Here is a 14,286-nt window from a genome sequence, read left to right as displayed (position 1 = left end):
CGTTCGGATTGCTGATCGCCCATGACATAATAGCGGCAATCGCGTTTCCGCTGGCGGGTTGCACGATCAAGGGTAATATCAGCTACGATGGTGGCGAGAAGATTTTCCACGTGCCGGGCCAAGAGTATTACGGGGTTACCAACATAACGCATTTGAAGGGCGAAAGATTTTTTTGCTCCGAAGAAGCCGCACGTGCGGCTGGATGGCGAAAATCTGGGATTTGAAGGGACTATTTTTGGCTGACAAGTATCAGGTTGTAGAGATTGGTTGCTTCCGCCCAACGCGCCAGATTCTGTGAATTCCAGTGATGTTGACATTGAGACGTTGGATGGTCACCATTCGGAATGGCTTCGAGAATTAAGAGCTTGGTTGGCGCGGAAACGATACGCGATGGCGGTTCGCTTGCAGCTTCGTTTCTCGACGAACATGATGGCCGTTGGATTCTTTTCCTTAAGCTTCGATGCAAGTTCGGCAACGGCCAAATAGAAAAGTTTGGATTTGACGAGCCGGTTCTGATCGACGCTCGCGCCGAAAGTCGACCTCCGAACACGCCCAGCATCATTCATAGCTCGTTAGCGGGTCCATATTCGTCACTATCTTGGCGCGAAGCACGAGAATTAACATCACGATTTTCCGAACAAGCTTCGAATCTCGACGAATGGGCTTCGAAAGCCTTTACTGAAATATGCATGGTGATCGCGAGCGAAGGAAAACTACCGTCTAATTTGTAAGTGGAAACACTTCATGTTTTTGCAAGCCGAGACAATGTAGACCGCGAACAGCCCGTCGCCGCGATGATCGAATTCCACGACATCCCGCTTGCCAGCATTTTTCGAATCCCGGCATTGCCTTTTTCCATGGACTCGATCGATTGTGACAGGCGCGTTGTGACATTCGGAGAACCAAAATGGCCACAGACATCACCATCACGAGTTTGCCAGACGCTGATAAATTTGTCGCCGAAATCCGGATGGATGGCGAGAACCTCGCAACGCTGATCGAAGGCGACTCCACAAAGGTTAACGTCGAAATCTATACCGGTCGGAATGGAGAACCTTATCGTGTCGATTATCATGAGCTTATGCTTGCGTTGGTAACCGCGCATCAAAAGCTGGTTAGATATTACGACCGTCGGCCTGATTAGCCGCTCGCAATCGACCAGTCAGTCGCGATGAATTCAAGCGTTTCATCGCGAAAATAAAAAAGGAAGTGGCGAGCATTGGGAAGGTTGTCTGACAAGATTTCCCAATCCGCATTCCCGCCAAGCGGTGTCTCGCCTATAACCTCATAGAATTCGCCCCATTTCGGGGCCTGTTTGGAATATCGCCCTTCGCCCGCGAACCAAGCATGATCGTTGGTAGCATCCCAATTCCAGCGGCTGCAATTCGTGAACGTGATCGTTGCACGACCAGAGCCGAATGGATTTAAAAGAAACGTCAATCTTGCGTCGTTACCGTCGAATTTCAGATCAACAGACGGCGCATTGGGTTCCGCGTTCCAATTGAGATTCAAATGCAGGAATTGCAGGTTTGCCAGTTCGCGCATCATGGAAAGCTTTCTGTGATTCCGCCAAGCCAACGACGGCTTCGTTATGGGAAACGTGTTGTCACGAGACATGATCAAACGGTAGCAAAGCCTTCGCTCCATTCCATCCGATCAATATCGTATTCCTCGATGTGGAATCCTGCCAAATGGTCCCTAAAACCCGGTAACTCGCTTGCCTTTAATCGTGCCGTATCCGCGTTCAATTTCGAGGAGAATACGCCGATTAGCTTTTCGTCTTCATTGTCGTCATCGAAAACATGCGTGTGAAACAAAAGATGAACTTTTTCCGGATTCTGTTGGTGTCGATTATCTAAGAGGCGCTCCATAATGCTATGGACCAGTTTGTTGACGTCGGCAGCGAATTCGGCATAAAGGTCTGAATCAGCACCAAATTCAATACATCGGGATTGATATGATCGTAACAAATCCGGTAACCGCCAAATTACAGAAGTAATATATAGTTTTTGTTGTGGATTGTACGTCGCAAAGTCGATATCGTTTAACGCAGCAAGAGTCATTACCGCCCTTTTGCCGCTCGATATTACAAAATTCCTTTTGCGAGCCTCATAGAAAAAGCCGCCAATTGAGAATTCCGCCAAAATTTCTTGAGAACATTTAATGGCATCTTTCATCGACCGGCGTTTCCCTCTGCAACTGAAACCACGCTTAAAAATCTTCGATAACGAACGGCGCGTCTTCATCCCAATCTAACCCGAGCTTTCGAAAGCGCTTAAACTTACCAGTCACAAACCCTTGTTCGCGAAAGTGTTCAAGAAAATAGTCCGCGCCACCGGTTCGATGATCAGAGAACGGAATTTCCATATCTCGTAAGGTCTCGCACATTTTAAACACGACGCTTTTGTCGCCAGAATCGAACGTCATGTTGTGACGATAGAAATCGTCATCGTCGTCAAACCGTTCACTTTTTGCAAAACCCAAAGCTTCAAATCTTGCGGAATTGTCATTCTCGCCGACCTTAATCGACAGGAAGTTATCATAGCAAACCGCCACGCGTGTTGGCCGGGTCAACCGTGTGCTAAGATTTGACACGAAGGAAAACTTCCGTCCACGTCGTGAGTGCCAGCGCGTCATGATTTCGCGAGCCGAGATAAGGTTGAACGGGAACAGCCAGTTGCCGCAATGAATTCCACGATCATGTACCGTACTTTTAAGCAGCGGCTTGCAGAGCAAGCTTTGTGCGCGAGACATGGTCAAGCAATGCAAACACCAATCCATAGATCGCGGTTTTAGGAATGGCGATCACCAGAAATATGACGATGGGGTAGTTGAAGTTGACGCCACCAAAATATCCCGTCGCCAGCATCACGGCCGTGCTGATAATTGGATAAACTAAGAAACCGGCCATTGACGGAATCCGATGCCCGATCAACATACGGGCAACGAGTGCGCCGATTGCCGCCGGGGTTTGGAGCATTATATAGACGACGTATGGCGTAAACCAGAATTCATATCCGTTGCGGGCTGGGCCGCCCTTCCAGAGTAACGCTTGAGCGTGATCCCAGCCGACCCAGAGCGCGCCCGCGATGATCGCACTTGCGAATGTAATTTTGATGGTTTTCCAAAAGCTGTTGGTTTTACGCACTTCGTTCATATCGATCCCCACCAAGCCGCTTGATAGCTCGGAAATGCAACACTTCTAACCGCACTGTATTGGACGCTGGCACGAGTTAAGTTGTCCAACGTGCAATAACACGCACGCGGGTCAACGGGTTATCGGAAGATGAAGTTTTTAGTCCGATAGACCATACGCCAACGGACATCCAAAAGCGGCGACAATGGGTGTCCGTTAGGGTTGACTCTGACAATTCGGACATATATCTATACGGACAACATCCTTTCGTACAGGAAACCCGGAAATGTCCGTCTTCTTCTATGCTCGCGTTTCGACCGCCGAACAGACTTTGGAACACCAACGCATCCAAGCCGAAAAGGCGGGTTTCGCCTTCGATCACGTCATTGCTGATCATGGCGTGTCGGGTGTCGCTGTTCCTATGAAAGATCGACCTGAAGGAAAGCGCCTTTTTGATATGCTTCGGAAGGGCGACACGCTCGTTGTGCGCTGGGTTGATCGCTTGGGAAGGAACTATGCGGATGTCACCAACACCATCCGGGAATTTATCAATCGCGGCGTCATCATACGTACCGTCATAAACAGCATGACTTTTGACGGATCGACAGCCGACCCTATGCAGATGGCCATTCGAGACGCGATGATCGGGTTCATGGCCGCTTCCGCCCAAGCCCAAGCCGAAGCGACCAAGGAAGCGCAAAAAGCTGGTATCGCGCATGCAAAGGGGAAAGAAGATTTGTATCGGGGAAGGAAGCCAAGCTTCAGTCGCGCCCAATTCGAAACGACCGTTGATCTCTTGGGCAAGTCGGTCGGGATATCCGAAATCGCGAAATCGACCGACCTGACACGCCAGACCATCTATCGTATACGCGATGATGTCGCTGGCGCTGAAAAATCATTGGCGCTTTGGAGAATGTGACTCGAGCGGGAAGGTCGCGGCGTGGATGGAAAGTTTTTGGTGTTTGCTGATACCAGCCGTTGGGCTTCCACTTGCGGTTCTCGTTTCCTACCGGCTTCTGATAGCCGGCGAGGTTTGCGCGTACGGCAACGAACGTGCGTTTGGTCAGTCGGCATACTGTTCTTTGCAGGTTCAGCGGTCGCTCTAATTTTTGCGCTAATTTATGCAATTCGCTTTCTGGCGGCTCTGTCGTCTCGGCTGACTAAGAAATAGGACACGACGGTTTGATATAGGCGGTTCCGTTCTTTCGGTTCGGCATGAATGGTCACAAATTGCGATTTGCCATTCCGGTTCATGATTCCGGTCACCCATACCCGAAAAGTTACGCTTATCCGAAAGCAAGAAGTTGGGGAAAGAAGACCGCCATAATCCCAAGTATCAGCGCGACGAAACCCAACAGAGAAAAAAGCCAATGCTCCTGTATGACTTCCACCAAAATGGCGGGATGAAGGCTATGCGTATCGCGCCAGCGAGCTTGCGTTTTTAATGAGCCATCCAAGAAGCGATCCAAGAGATTGTCGATGACATCCACTTTTTTCAGAGTGGATTGGTGCAGTTTCACGTACTCTTTTTGCTGAAAAGCTTCAGCTTCTTGCGCGCCGTTCAGAACATCCTTTGTCTTGATCGAATTCAGATCAAGCAATGTATGAAGGCGACCGCTTTTCCCATGTGCGGCAAACCCCGGGCCGTATATGGCGATCAGAATCCTTGGCATATCAAGCTTGCTGGCGTCGGCAACCGCAACGGGCGTTCCACCAAGGACTTTGTGTCTGTGTTCTAATGCCTGAAATCCATAATTGATATCACGCATATTCCAATGAACATATATATAGTTATGATGGCGCTCTATAAACTTAAAGAATTCATCAAGCATTTTTCTTTCAAGTGTATCGTAATTTTGTTCGATCTCGGCGAATGGCACTCCGTTTAACTCGGCGGATTTATGGATTGAAAAGGATTCTGTGTTTCCCGATGCAAAAAATCTGATAGCAATGGAAGTAATTCGTGGAGTTCTTCCATCCTTGACGTCGTAAAAGGATTCGCAAGAGTAGTGAATGATCAATGTGTTGTCGCGTTTGTCGTCAACACGTTCCAGCATTTCTTTAGCCTGCTTGCGCCGCCGATATTTTGTCAGATATTGGCCCATGTCTCATTCCCAAGGTCGAGGCAGCGAGGTGATATGCGCGTTCGCCGATCACAAGCTGCATCCGATTTTCACTTCTTCCGCCAGCGTCTGTTCGCGTGACAGGCAAATGTTTTCGCACGGAATTCCATCGCCGTCCCTGTCACGATCAAAGTGACCGTTGCACCAACTTTCAACGGCTTCGGCGCAACTTTCCATTTGTTTGCAATAACGCTTGTCGGCACACGCGCCGTCAAATGCGGAAATGGCAATGATCGTTGAAAAAGCGACGGTGCCGATGACCTTTCCTATGTTCATGTCTCGCCAACGTTCTTACTTCTTCTTCGGACGAATGACGCGCGGGTTGATATTGTCAAAAACCTGTTGTGCCGGAAATGCGCCCATTGGCGGCGAAATCCCGGTTGGCACATTGATGATCTTAATAATCGTATCTTGGCCGGGCTTCACGACGTTGTAGGTCACACCCGGCGTATAGGTGCTATAGGCCGTGTTGCCGATCACGTTCGTTTGCATGTACCCCGGTGTCTGGCCAGTCATATTCTGTGTGGCATCCGCCGACGTTAGGACGACGAAATGGGTGCCACCACTTGCAAGGGTCGTTTCAGCCGCCTTCAGCAAAACGTAATCTTGAATCGTGTTGGCGGCGGTGTAGCCATTGCCGCGTGCCGATATTCGAAAGGTGTCGTTCGTAATCGCCGAAGCCGTGACACCACCGGCGAAACCGCCATCTTGATACGGCGTTTGACAAGACGCCAATATGCATAGCCCGGCCAATGCCGCCGCCAAAAGCGAAATTCTCATTTAGATCTCCCCTAATTCCCCACGCTATTAACGATGCGATGAAGACAGGAGTCAACTTGGCCGCGAATATCAATTTGAATATTGTAAATATCGCCGAGTGTGCTTTGATTGCGGCGAGGGGAATATTTATGCGTAAAAAATTTGAAGCACTTTTTGTCGCCATCGCCTTATTGGGAGTGATGGCTATGCCGTCGCGGGCCGATGAACCACTTGCATCCGGTACGGCTTTCGCTGTTACAGATGACGGTTGGTTGCTGACAAATGCCCATGTCGTGAAAAAATGCACACGCGTGGAAGTGAAGGGAGTCGGCATTAGTGAAGTGCCGAAGCTTGACGAGATCAATGACCTTGCAGCTCTTAGAGTCGTACCAAAAACGCCGATCAAGGCGCTCGATTTTCGCAAGAAACCTATTCGTCTCGGCGAAGACATCGTTGCCTTGGGATTTCCTTTGAACGGATTGCTTTCGGAATCCATCAAGGTAACGACGGGCAACGTCAACGCCTTGGCTGGTATCGCCAATGACACCCGATATATTCAAATTTCGACGCCAATTCAGCCCGGCAATTCGGGCGGGCCGATTGTTGACAAAGACGGCCTTTTGTTGGGGATTACCACCGCCACGTTGGCTAAAGAAGTTGCGGATAAGATCGATATCACGGCCCAAAATGTGAATTTCGCCATTCGATCATCGGTCGCGGAACTGTTCCTTCAGTCGCAAGGCATAAGCTACCAATCGCACGAAACGTCGGTGCAAACCCCGCAACTTTCGACCGCTGATCTCGCCGAGAAGATTTCGCCGTCTGTGTTTCCGGTAATCTGTTACGGAAGCCCGACCGAAGTGGTTGAAGTGGCGAAACCGGAAGCGAACACAAGCTTGCCAACGCCTGAAATTGTTAAGCCAAGCTTGATCGATGCGAACGGATACGACGCCGTCGGCTTCGATTATCAGACGATCAAGAATGTGCCGTATTACTCTTGCAAATCCGCATGTGCGAACGATGGCCAATGCATGGCTTTCACCTACAACACGCATTACAGCATGTGCTTTCTGAAGAACGATGTGATGGCCATGGTGCGGAATGGCGATGCGGCAAGCGCTTATTCTTCGGCGAAGTCGTCGCAAGTCATCTTTTCAACCTTCACGATCTACCGCGACATGGATTTTCCGGGCGGCGATTATCTCAAGCTATCGCGCGCTACATATCAAACATGCCTGTTCACATGCGTAAAAGACAACAGTTGTCGGGCGTTTGCGTACGTTCGGCGGAAGAATGAATGCTGGCTTAAGAGCCAACTTGGCACCGCACGGTCCGTGCCGGGCGTGGAATTTGGTATGAAATAGCTGGTTGATGACTTGTAGGGGAACTCGTTGACCATTCAACACAGTTTCAAACCGGCTTGCTGTATTTTTCTTTTGCCGCACTTTGGCAGATACGGGCGAGGATGCTTTCAACGATCATGCCTTGATGAAAAAAGTGAAGGATATCAATAGCGCATGCTTCTTCATTTTCATCCGTTCGATGGAACCAATCTTGTGAAATGATTTCATTGTACACCCGTTGCACCATCGCAAGTTCGTCCGGCGTCAAGTGATTTTGCATCGTCATTGGCTGACCAGTTTTTCTGAAATCTTGGTTGGCTGGCACGATTCAATATTATCGATCTTGAAAATACAAGCATTGGATATTCGCGACGCCTAGGCGGCGGGCTAACGGCGTGCGAACGGCGAAGGAAACCGCCAGATGTCGCCGTGATGGCGACAGACGCTTCGCTGTAGTTCCCCAAGGAACACCAATATGTCTCTGATTAGGTAATGTCCGTTTCAGTTTGGGGTAATCATCGCCAAGGAACGAAACAAACAAGTCAAAAAATGGGAACACCCCAATGGGAACACACACACAAAATACCGATCTCGCCACTACATGGAACATCAATACCAGCGATGAAAAGTGGGTTTTGGCCGAAGATGCCGAAATCAACAGCGGGAATAACGAAGCGATCTTTGTGGATGCCGCTTTCACCGGCAACACCATCATCGTCAAGGGCGACATAACGGTTTCTAATCCGTTGAAGGCCATCGATATCTTGGCGAATGATACGACCTTGAAGATCGCTAAAGGGTCGGTCGTTGACCCGGGAACTTCCAATGTCGGGCTTTATTCGACCGGCGCGAATTTCAAGTTTTACAACGATGGTCAAATCGGCGGGAAACTGTCAGGTATTTATGTCGAAGATGGCGCTCTGGTCCACAACACCGGGACGATCAAGGGCGGGGATGCGGTCTATTCTCCCGGTGATAGCGTGACGGTTTTGAACTACGGGAGAATACAAGGCCAAGACTCTGGCGTTGCCGTTCTGGCGACCGATGCACTCGTTGTGAACGCCGACAACTCCAAGATCAGCGGTGGCGATTTCGGCATCGAATTGACGGACGATGGTAACGGCACGATATCAAATCGCGGCCTGATCAAAGGCGATACCGCGATTTCTGACATGGGCGGCGATGTCACCGTCTATAATCGTGGCGTCATCGATGGCTTCGTACAGCTTGGAGCCGGACAAGATACCTTCGATACCCGGCAGGGTACTCTGAAGGGCAAAGTCGATGGTGGATCGGACGCTGATACCTACCTGATTTCGAGCGCGATTATCGACATCACCGAACAGCAAGATAACGGAATGGATTTGGTTAAATCGACCGTTAGCTACACGCTCGCTGAAAATCTGGAAAACCTTCGTTTGCTCGGCAAAGGCGACACCAACGGAAGCGGCAACGAAGGCAACAATTCGATCACCGGCAACAAAGGTGACAATGTCCTAAAAGGCAAAGACGGCGACGATTATTTCGCGGCTGGCAAGGGCGACGATCTCATGATCGGCGGCGCAAATTCCGACATCTTCCAGTTCAATGCCGGTAATCAGCACGACACCATCAAGGACTTCGAAAATGGGTTGGACGTGATCTTCTCCGATTTCGTCACCAACGAAACGGAGTTCGAAAATCTGTTCGATCATCACCTGAAGGTGCAAGGCGACGACCTCTTGATCAAGTTCGGCGATGACACGCTTCTGATCAAAAACATGGAAAAATCCGATCTTACATTCGATGATTTTTTCACGGGAATTTGAATTCTAAAACGTCTGAAAAGCAAAACCCGCCAAGACTTTCGTCTGGCGGGTCGGCTATTCCCTTCCGGGAAAACCACCGAAGTGGTTGGGGTATATGCACTATAAAAGATATATGCCTACGTGCAACTCCGGCTCTTGCGACATTTTGACTCCATTAAATTGATCGCGCATTTGGCGGGCGATCAAAAAGGCGACCCGGCACAAAATTCTTTCTTGAAAAATTCAATTGCGCGCTTCATGCGTTCGCGGTCAAAATCGCCGTTTGCCAGCATGCCCGGCTTGAATTTTGCGCCAAGGCAACGACCATTTTGGGCAACCTGAATTGCGCATTCGTTCGAAAAAATCAGATTGTCTTCTGTCGAGAATACGGGCAACCCGACAAACTTGTTCATATCGAAAATGATATTCGCATTGCCGCCTTCACCGAGCTTCGCCGCAACGTCGAAGACGCAAGGTTTGGTTTGCGTGATTTCATAAATCGGCTTGTCACCGCTCGCAAAAGCGATTTCGAAAGTTAATGGCGTTTTCGCGGTTACCGTCACGCTCGCAAGTCCGCCATCGTTCGGCGCGGCAAATTTGTCGCCATCTTCAACGTTTAGGATAATGAACGCGAAGGCTCCTTCGGCGGTCATTGCCAACGCGAGCGATGGCGAAACGAGAAGTGCGGAAGCGATTGCGGCACGGGTGAACCATGATCTGATCATCAAGAAATTGCCTTCATGGCATCGGCCTTCAGGGCTTCGAATTCGGACTGGTTGATGGTTCCCGAGTCCAACATGGCCTTTAGTTCGGATATCCGTTCGGCAATTGTCTTGCTTGCCACAGGCAAGACCGCTGAAGCGTTTTGTGGCGTTGCGGCGACTGGCGAGGGATTAATAACGACAACGTTGTGGCGGGTTGTTCCCAATGACCAAATGAAGGCCCAAATCCAGCCCGCGATACTCCAACCGAGCAAAATATTTACGGCGATTATCGAACCCTTTGAAGGGTGCTTCCGATAGAACGCAATGATCGATGGCGCGAGATACAGAGCGACCATGATGGCAATGGCCAACCTGTTTTCGTGAAGAAAGGTCGGTGAAGCCGATTGGGCCAAGGCGAGGGTCGGAACGGACGCACCGACGGTTGCTTGGATTGGCATAAAGATTTTGAATTTCATATTTACCGCCCGACTCCAAATGTGGTTGCAGGATAAATAGAAGACTCCCGGTCACTGTATTGTCAAGCGGGCTTGCGCTTCATCGTAAACGATGGATGCGAAAAAAATCTTCGGCTGGAATCTTCGCAAGGCCCGTGTTGAACGCGGGATTTCTCAACAGGCCTTGGCGTTAGAAGTTGGCATCGATCCGGCCTATTGCGGAAGGATTGAACGTGGGTTGGAAAACCTGTCGATCAATATCATGGAAGCGATGGCGAATTGCCTTGACGTGCCGATGGCCGAATTGTTTCGCATACCGATTATCGGCGAAACTATGCCGATACCGCTGAAGGCGGGTCGCAAGAAGAATTGACCGAGCACGGCGGGCCAATTTTGTTACAAGTATTGTGACGAAAGAATTTTCAAAACTGCAAGTTTCGTTGAAATGTAACGAGAATTTCGAGCGGAAAATCCGCTAAAATTCTGTCGGGTGCGCCAGTTCGGTTCAAGCTGCTGAAAATCGATGATTCCAAGCTCGTGCGCATGGCACGGCTCAGCTCCGGCTTGCCGTCCGAAGCTCCAGAAATCTGGCGTAACGCGTCAAGGGATAGCAGAGGCAAAAATAGATCACCGCGACGAGGCCATAGACCGTGAACGGTTCGAAGGTCGCGTTGTTGATGGCGTTGGACGTCTTGACCAGTTCGTCAAAACCGATGATCGAGGTCAGCGCGGTGCTCTTGATCAACTGCACCAGAAAGCCGACGATCGGAGCACGCGTGATCGTAAAGGCCTGAGGCAGGATGATCAGGCGAAGCTGCGATATGTAATGCAGGCCAAGGCTTTGGGCGGCATCCCATTGGCCTGTCGGCAGGGATTGCACGCCACCCCGCCAGATTTCCGCCAGATAAGCGCTCGCACAAAGCGTCAGCCCGAGCGCCGCCGCCGTCCATGCCTCGATGCGAAAGCCGAGCAACGGCAGACCGAAGAACAGCAGGAAAAGCTGCATCAACAGCGGCGTACCCTGAAACAGGCCGATGTAGTATTCGCCGCATCGACGCAGCCAGGGGCGTTTGGATATGCGCAGCAACAGGATGAGAATACCGACGATCGCCCCGCCCGCGAACGCCACGATCGACAACAGGATGGTCCAGCGCGCGGCCAGCAACAGATTGCGGACAATGTCCCAGAGAGTAAACTCGATCACGCCATGCCTCCCGGTATCATCTTCCGGCCGGCGGCAAACAGCAGCCTGCGCAGAGCGATGCTCAAACCGAGATAGACCAGCGTGATGATGAAATAGGTCTCGAAGGCGCGGAAGGTGCGGGCCTGCAGCATATCCGCCTCGTAGGTCAATTCGCGCACCGCGATCTGCGACACCACCGAGGATTCCAGCATCATGATGACGATCTGGCTGGTGAGCGCCGGAAAGATCACCTTCAGCGCCTGCGGCAGGACGACCTTGATGAAGACCTGCACCGGCCTCAGGCCGAGTGCCGTCGCGGCTTCCTTCTGACCCGATGGAACCGCATCGAGACCGGCCCCGACGATCTCCGTCGTGTAAGCGGTCATGTTGAGCGTCATGGCAAGCATCGAGGCGACGACGGGATCGAGCCTTATGCCGAAGCGCGGCAGACCGAAGAAGATGAAGAACAGCTGGACGAGAAAAGGCGTGTTGCGGATCACTTCGACATAGGCCGAAATCGCGCTACGCAATATCCGGTAGCGGCTGCGCCTGGCAGCCGCCCCGAGGATGCTCAACACAATGCCCAGCACCGAGGTCACGGCGATCAGGAAGATCGTCATGGACGCGCCGTTGGCAATTGCTCCGACGGCTTCTTCTAGCCAGCCGAAATCGAGCGCATAGCCCATCCTCAATCCTTGAGGTTGTCAGGGTTGAGCGGCACCTTCAACCATGCCTCGGAGCTTTTGCTGAGGGAACCGTCGGCCAGCATCTTGGCCACGGTGTCGTCGATAAGCTTCTTGAGGCGATCCTCACCCTTGTTGACGGCCATATGCGAGGGCGACGTCATCAGCTGGAACTTCTGCTCGGGCTTCAATGCGTCCTGCTTTGCCAGCACCTGGGCACCGACGTCGTTACCGACGACCATCAACTGCGTCTGGCCCGATATGAAAGCCTGGATGACGGAATTGTAGTTGTCGAACCGCTTGATATCGACGTCGGCCGGAGCCGCCGCGGTCAGTGACGTGTCTTCGAGCGTGCCACGATTGACCGCAATGCTCTTGCCGGCGAGATCTGCCGCAGCCTTGACCTCGAGGGCAGCGGGACCGATTACGGCGATGTAGTAGGGTGCATAGGCCGCGGCATAATCGAGAACCTCGGCACGCTCCTTGCTGTAGCCGACGCTCATCAGCAGGTCGACGCGGCGTTCCGTGAGGTAGGGAATACGGTTCTGGCCGGTGACGCTGACCGCATTGAGCTTGACCTTCAAAGCATCGGCAATCGCCTGTGCGACATCCATGTCATAGCCCTTGAGGCTCATATCGGCGCTGGCGGACGAGAAAGGCGGGAAGTCGGAGAAAACGCCGACATTCAGGACCCCGGCCTTGGTGATATCGTCAAGCGCATCAGCCTTCGCGCCGCTCGTTGCCATGGCAAGAATTGCACCGCCAAGTATGACGATTGCCGCGAGCGATGATTTCAATGTGGATTTGGTTGTCATCTTATTCCCCTTTTTTGAGTTATTTTAGAAGTTGGGCTTCGCGTCAGCTGCGACACGCATTGCCGAATCTCACTTGGCCAAGCTCGAAGACCGCGCTTCTGGCCCTGCGAACGCAGCGAAAGTTCACACTCTACGGCATTTCCCAGCTTTTTGCCGTGTTGCGCATATTAGGTGGCAAATCGAATTGAAAATCAATTGACAATGTTGTTGGCTATGATGTGAGAAAAACTCACGCTTCGTTCTGTTCGGAGAGCCGTCTTTGTCAAACCGCCTGCCACCGCTCAACCCCTTGAGAGCCTTCGAGGCGACCGCGCGGCGCGGATCGGTTTCGGCCGCCGCGCGCGAACTCAACGTGACGCACGGCGCGGTCAGCCACCAGATCCGGGCGCTGGAACTGTCCTTCAATGTCTCGCTGTTCGTTCGCGGCGGCAAACGCCTGAAACTGACCCCGCAGGGTGCTCTTCTGCTGCCGGCCGTGACGCATGCGTTTGGAGAAATCGCGGCAGCGACGGCAGCCATGACGCGGCCGACGACCAGCGGACAGTTGCGATTTGCATGCGTGCCGGCGCTGCTATCGTTCTGGATGATCCCGCGTCTGCACGAATTCACCGACCAGTATCCCGATATCAGTCTGACGCTTGTAGCCTCGAATGACCTGGCACAGCTCCATTCGCCCGATATCGATCTCTGCCTGCTTTATGGCAATGGCGACTGGCCGGACCATTGGTCGCGGCTCTGGAGCCCGCTGGTGCTGTTTCCCGTTGTCAGCCCGGCGCTGTTGAACATGCAGCCTCTTCGCACAATCCGCGATCTCAGCGATCACGTCATCCTGCATGCGGATGACGGGCGGGAATGGAACACGTGGCTTGCCGCTGCCGACAGCGAAGTGATACCGCGCCGGCGCCAACATTTCATGAGCGATGCGCGCCTGTCGACCGAAGCGGCGCTGCACAATCAGGGGGTCGCGCTGGGCGATACGATCACCGTCGGCGGCCTGATCGCCAAAGGCGAGTTGATTGCGCCGTTCGACCTGACGGTTCCCGCCAACAATGCCTTTTACGTCGCCTGCCGCAATGACGTCCGCGCCGCGCCGATCGTCAAGGTTTTTATCGACTGGTTGTTTTCAGCGCTCGAGAGCGATCCCATGCCGGAACCGCAACATGCCGCACGTACGTTGATCCGCGCCAGGACGCCCTTTGTGGGCACACCGGAGTGATCTTCGTTCGATAAAATTGGTGATTTCATAGTTCAGCCGATAAAACAGATTGTCAGTGCAGTGGAAAACACGCAGGCACTGG

General features: G+C 52.1%; 20 protein-coding genes. 7 read left to right on the top strand and 13 right to left on the bottom strand.

From position 1 onward, the window contains the following. Positions 1 to 344 precede the first annotated feature (344 nt). The gene (locus IHQ71_RS18765) at positions 345 to 731 is read left to right on the top strand and encodes a hypothetical protein (RefSeq protein ID WP_258157962.1); all 387 of its coding nucleotides are present in this window, start codon (positions 345 to 347) and stop codon (positions 729 to 731) included. A 176-nt stretch (positions 732 to 907) separates the two neighbouring features. Further along, the gene (locus IHQ71_RS18755; RefSeq protein WP_258163013.1) at positions 908 to 1,144 is read left to right on the top strand and encodes a hypothetical protein; all 237 of its coding nucleotides are present in this window, start codon (positions 908 to 910) and stop codon (positions 1,142 to 1,144) included. On the opposite strand, the gene IHQ71_RS18750 is transcribed toward IHQ71_RS18755, so the two are convergent. The 4 genes from IHQ71_RS18750 to IHQ71_RS18735 form a co-directional block, all read right to left on the bottom strand. Further along, positions 1,141 to 1,548, bottom strand: coding sequence for a hypothetical protein (locus IHQ71_RS18750; protein ID WP_258157961.1), 408 nt, complete (start codon positions 1,546 to 1,548; stop codon positions 1,141 to 1,143). The two genes, IHQ71_RS18755 and IHQ71_RS18750, sit on opposite strands and share 4 nt — an antisense overlap. 71 nt (positions 1,549 to 1,619) lie before the next feature. Further along, positions 1,620 to 2,177, bottom strand: coding sequence for a hypothetical protein (locus IHQ71_RS18745; RefSeq protein ID WP_258157960.1), 558 nt, complete (start codon positions 2,175 to 2,177; stop codon positions 1,620 to 1,622). 34 nt (positions 2,178 to 2,211) lie between these two features. Further along, on the bottom strand, positions 2,212 to 2,760 hold the full coding sequence (locus IHQ71_RS18740; RefSeq protein WP_258157959.1) for a hypothetical protein: 549 nt from the start codon (positions 2,758 to 2,760) through the stop codon (positions 2,212 to 2,214). Then, positions 2,714 to 3,157 (bottom strand): hypothetical protein, encoded by a 444-nt coding sequence (locus tag IHQ71_RS18735; protein WP_258157958.1) that lies wholly within the window; start codon positions 3,155 to 3,157, stop codon positions 2,714 to 2,716. Before IHQ71_RS18735 ends, IHQ71_RS18740 begins: the two co-directional genes overlap by 47 nt. Before the next feature lie 265 nt (positions 3,158 to 3,422). Here IHQ71_RS18735 and IHQ71_RS18730 point away from each other — a divergent pair, with 265 nt between their 5' ends. Next, complete coding sequence (locus tag IHQ71_RS18730; RefSeq protein WP_258157957.1) at positions 3,423 to 4,055, top strand: recombinase family protein; 633 nt, start codon at positions 3,423 to 3,425, stop codon at positions 4,053 to 4,055. A gap of 367 nt (positions 4,056 to 4,422) precedes the next feature. Here IHQ71_RS18730 and IHQ71_RS18725 read toward each other — a convergent pair whose 3' ends face one another. The 3 genes from IHQ71_RS18725 to IHQ71_RS18715 are packed head-to-tail and all read right to left on the bottom strand — an operon-like array spanning position 4,423 to position 6,039. Beyond that, a complete protein-coding gene (locus IHQ71_RS18725; RefSeq protein WP_258157956.1) occupies positions 4,423 to 5,241 on the bottom strand; it encodes a hypothetical protein in 819 nt (272 codons plus the stop codon). A 48-nt stretch (positions 5,242 to 5,289) separates the two neighbouring features. After that, positions 5,290 to 5,535, bottom strand: a complete 246-nt coding sequence (locus tag IHQ71_RS18720; RefSeq protein ID WP_258157955.1) for an excalibur calcium-binding domain-containing protein — start codon at positions 5,533 to 5,535, stop codon at positions 5,290 to 5,292. Positions 5,536 to 5,550: 15 nt separating this feature from the next. Further along, entirely contained in the window at positions 5,551 to 6,039 is a 489-nt protein-coding gene (locus IHQ71_RS18715; RefSeq protein WP_258157954.1) for a hypothetical protein, read from the bottom strand. A 56-nt stretch (positions 6,040 to 6,095) separates the two neighbouring features. Between IHQ71_RS18715 and IHQ71_RS18710 the strand changes: the two genes are divergently transcribed. After that, positions 6,096 to 7,382 (top strand): trypsin-like peptidase domain-containing protein, encoded by a 1,287-nt coding sequence (locus IHQ71_RS18710; RefSeq protein WP_258157953.1) that lies wholly within the window; start codon positions 6,096 to 6,098, stop codon positions 7,380 to 7,382. Positions 7,383 to 7,428: 46 nt separating this feature from the next. On the opposite strand, the gene IHQ71_RS18705 is transcribed toward IHQ71_RS18710, so the two are convergent. Next, positions 7,429 to 7,686 (bottom strand): hypothetical protein, encoded by a 258-nt coding sequence (locus tag IHQ71_RS18705; RefSeq protein ID WP_258157952.1) that lies wholly within the window; start codon positions 7,684 to 7,686, stop codon positions 7,429 to 7,431. A gap of 238 nt (positions 7,687 to 7,924) precedes the next feature. Between IHQ71_RS18705 and IHQ71_RS18700 the strand changes: the two genes are divergently transcribed. Next, positions 7,925 to 9,169: a calcium-binding protein gene (locus IHQ71_RS18700; protein WP_258157951.1), complete on the top strand. Its 1,245-nt coding sequence runs from the start codon at positions 7,925 to 7,927 to the stop codon at positions 9,167 to 9,169. A 182-nt stretch (positions 9,170 to 9,351) separates the two neighbouring features. Here IHQ71_RS18700 and IHQ71_RS18695 read toward each other — a convergent pair whose 3' ends face one another. Continuing rightward, positions 9,352 to 9,876, bottom strand: coding sequence for a hypothetical protein (locus IHQ71_RS18695; protein ID WP_258157950.1), 525 nt, complete (start codon positions 9,874 to 9,876; stop codon positions 9,352 to 9,354). Beyond that, entirely contained in the window at positions 9,873 to 10,328 is a 456-nt protein-coding gene (locus IHQ71_RS18690; RefSeq protein ID WP_258157949.1) for a superinfection immunity protein, read from the bottom strand. The genes IHQ71_RS18695 and IHQ71_RS18690 overlap by 4 nt, the downstream gene beginning before the upstream one ends. 91 nt (positions 10,329 to 10,419) lie before the next feature. Here IHQ71_RS18690 and IHQ71_RS18685 point away from each other — a divergent pair, with 91 nt between their 5' ends. Next, on the top strand, positions 10,420 to 10,680 hold the full coding sequence (locus tag IHQ71_RS18685) for a helix-turn-helix domain-containing protein (protein ID WP_258157948.1): 261 nt from the start codon (positions 10,420 to 10,422) through the stop codon (positions 10,678 to 10,680). 180 nt (positions 10,681 to 10,860) lie between these two features. Here IHQ71_RS18685 and IHQ71_RS18680 read toward each other — a convergent pair whose 3' ends face one another. From IHQ71_RS18680 to IHQ71_RS18670, 3 genes are read right to left on the bottom strand one after another with little or no spacing between them, the layout of a single operon-like run. Continuing rightward, complete coding sequence (locus IHQ71_RS18680; protein WP_258157947.1) at positions 10,861 to 11,511, bottom strand: amino acid ABC transporter permease; 651 nt, start codon at positions 11,509 to 11,511, stop codon at positions 10,861 to 10,863. After that, positions 11,508 to 12,176: an amino acid ABC transporter permease gene (locus IHQ71_RS18675; protein ID WP_258157946.1), complete on the bottom strand. Its 669-nt coding sequence runs from the start codon at positions 12,174 to 12,176 to the stop codon at positions 11,508 to 11,510. Before IHQ71_RS18675 ends, IHQ71_RS18680 begins: the two co-directional genes overlap by 4 nt. A gap of 2 nt (positions 12,177 to 12,178) precedes the next feature. Further along, entirely contained in the window at positions 12,179 to 12,988 is an 810-nt protein-coding gene (locus IHQ71_RS18670) for a transporter substrate-binding domain-containing protein (protein WP_258157945.1), read from the bottom strand. Between the two features lie 259 nt (positions 12,989 to 13,247). On the opposite strand from IHQ71_RS18670, the gene IHQ71_RS18665 reads away from it, so the two are divergent. Next, positions 13,248 to 14,204 carry a LysR substrate-binding domain-containing protein gene (locus tag IHQ71_RS18665; protein ID WP_258157944.1) on the top strand — a complete coding sequence of 319 codons (957 nt, stop codon included), beginning with the start codon at positions 13,248 to 13,250 and terminating at the stop codon, positions 14,202 to 14,204. Positions 14,205 to 14,286: the final 82 nt, after the last annotated feature.

Origin of the sequence: Rhizobium sp. TH2, from assembly GCF_024707525.1 — a bacterium.
Classification (GTDB): Bacteria; Pseudomonadota; Alphaproteobacteria; order Rhizobiales; family Rhizobiaceae; genus Rhizobium_E.
This window is presented reverse-complemented; position numbering and strand designations above follow the sequence as displayed.

Coding starts and splice junctions, on each gene's coding strand:
- IHQ71_RS18720 (WP_258157955.1), bottom strand. CDS start 5,535: ATGAACATAGGAAAGGTCATCGGCACCGTCGCTTTTTCAACGATCATT.
- IHQ71_RS18685 (WP_258157948.1), top strand. CDS start 10,420: ATGGATGCGAAAAAAATCTTCGGCTGGAATCTTCGCAAGGCCCGTGTT.
- IHQ71_RS18725 (WP_258157956.1), bottom strand. CDS start 5,241: ATGGGCCAATATCTGACAAAATATCGGCGGCGCAAGCAGGCTAAAGAA.
- IHQ71_RS18700 (WP_258157951.1), top strand. CDS start 7,925: ATGGGAACACACACACAAAATACCGATCTCGCCACTACATGGAACATC.
- IHQ71_RS18715 (WP_258157954.1), bottom strand. CDS start 6,039: ATGAGAATTTCGCTTTTGGCGGCGGCATTGGCCGGGCTATGCATATTG.
- IHQ71_RS18735 (WP_258157958.1), bottom strand. CDS start 3,157: ATGAACGAAGTGCGTAAAACCAACAGCTTTTGGAAAACCATCAAAATT.
- IHQ71_RS18730 (WP_258157957.1), top strand. CDS start 3,423: ATGTCCGTCTTCTTCTATGCTCGCGTTTCGACCGCCGAACAGACTTTG.
- IHQ71_RS18690 (WP_258157949.1), bottom strand. CDS start 10,328: ATGAAATTCAAAATCTTTATGCCAATCCAAGCAACCGTCGGTGCGTCC.
- IHQ71_RS18675 (WP_258157946.1), bottom strand. CDS start 12,176: ATGGGCTATGCGCTCGATTTCGGCTGGCTAGAAGAAGCCGTCGGAGCA.
- IHQ71_RS18745 (WP_258157960.1), bottom strand. CDS start 2,177: ATGAAAGATGCCATTAAATGTTCTCAAGAAATTTTGGCGGAATTCTCA.
- IHQ71_RS18670 (WP_258157945.1), bottom strand. CDS start 12,988: ATGACAACCAAATCCACATTGAAATCATCGCTCGCGGCAATCGTCATA.
- IHQ71_RS18755 (WP_258163013.1), top strand. CDS start 908: ATGGCCACAGACATCACCATCACGAGTTTGCCAGACGCTGATAAATTT.
- IHQ71_RS18765 (WP_258157962.1), top strand. CDS start 345: ATGGCTTCGAGAATTAAGAGCTTGGTTGGCGCGGAAACGATACGCGAT.
- IHQ71_RS18750 (WP_258157961.1), bottom strand. CDS start 1,548: ATGATGCGCGAACTGGCAAACCTGCAATTCCTGCATTTGAATCTCAAT.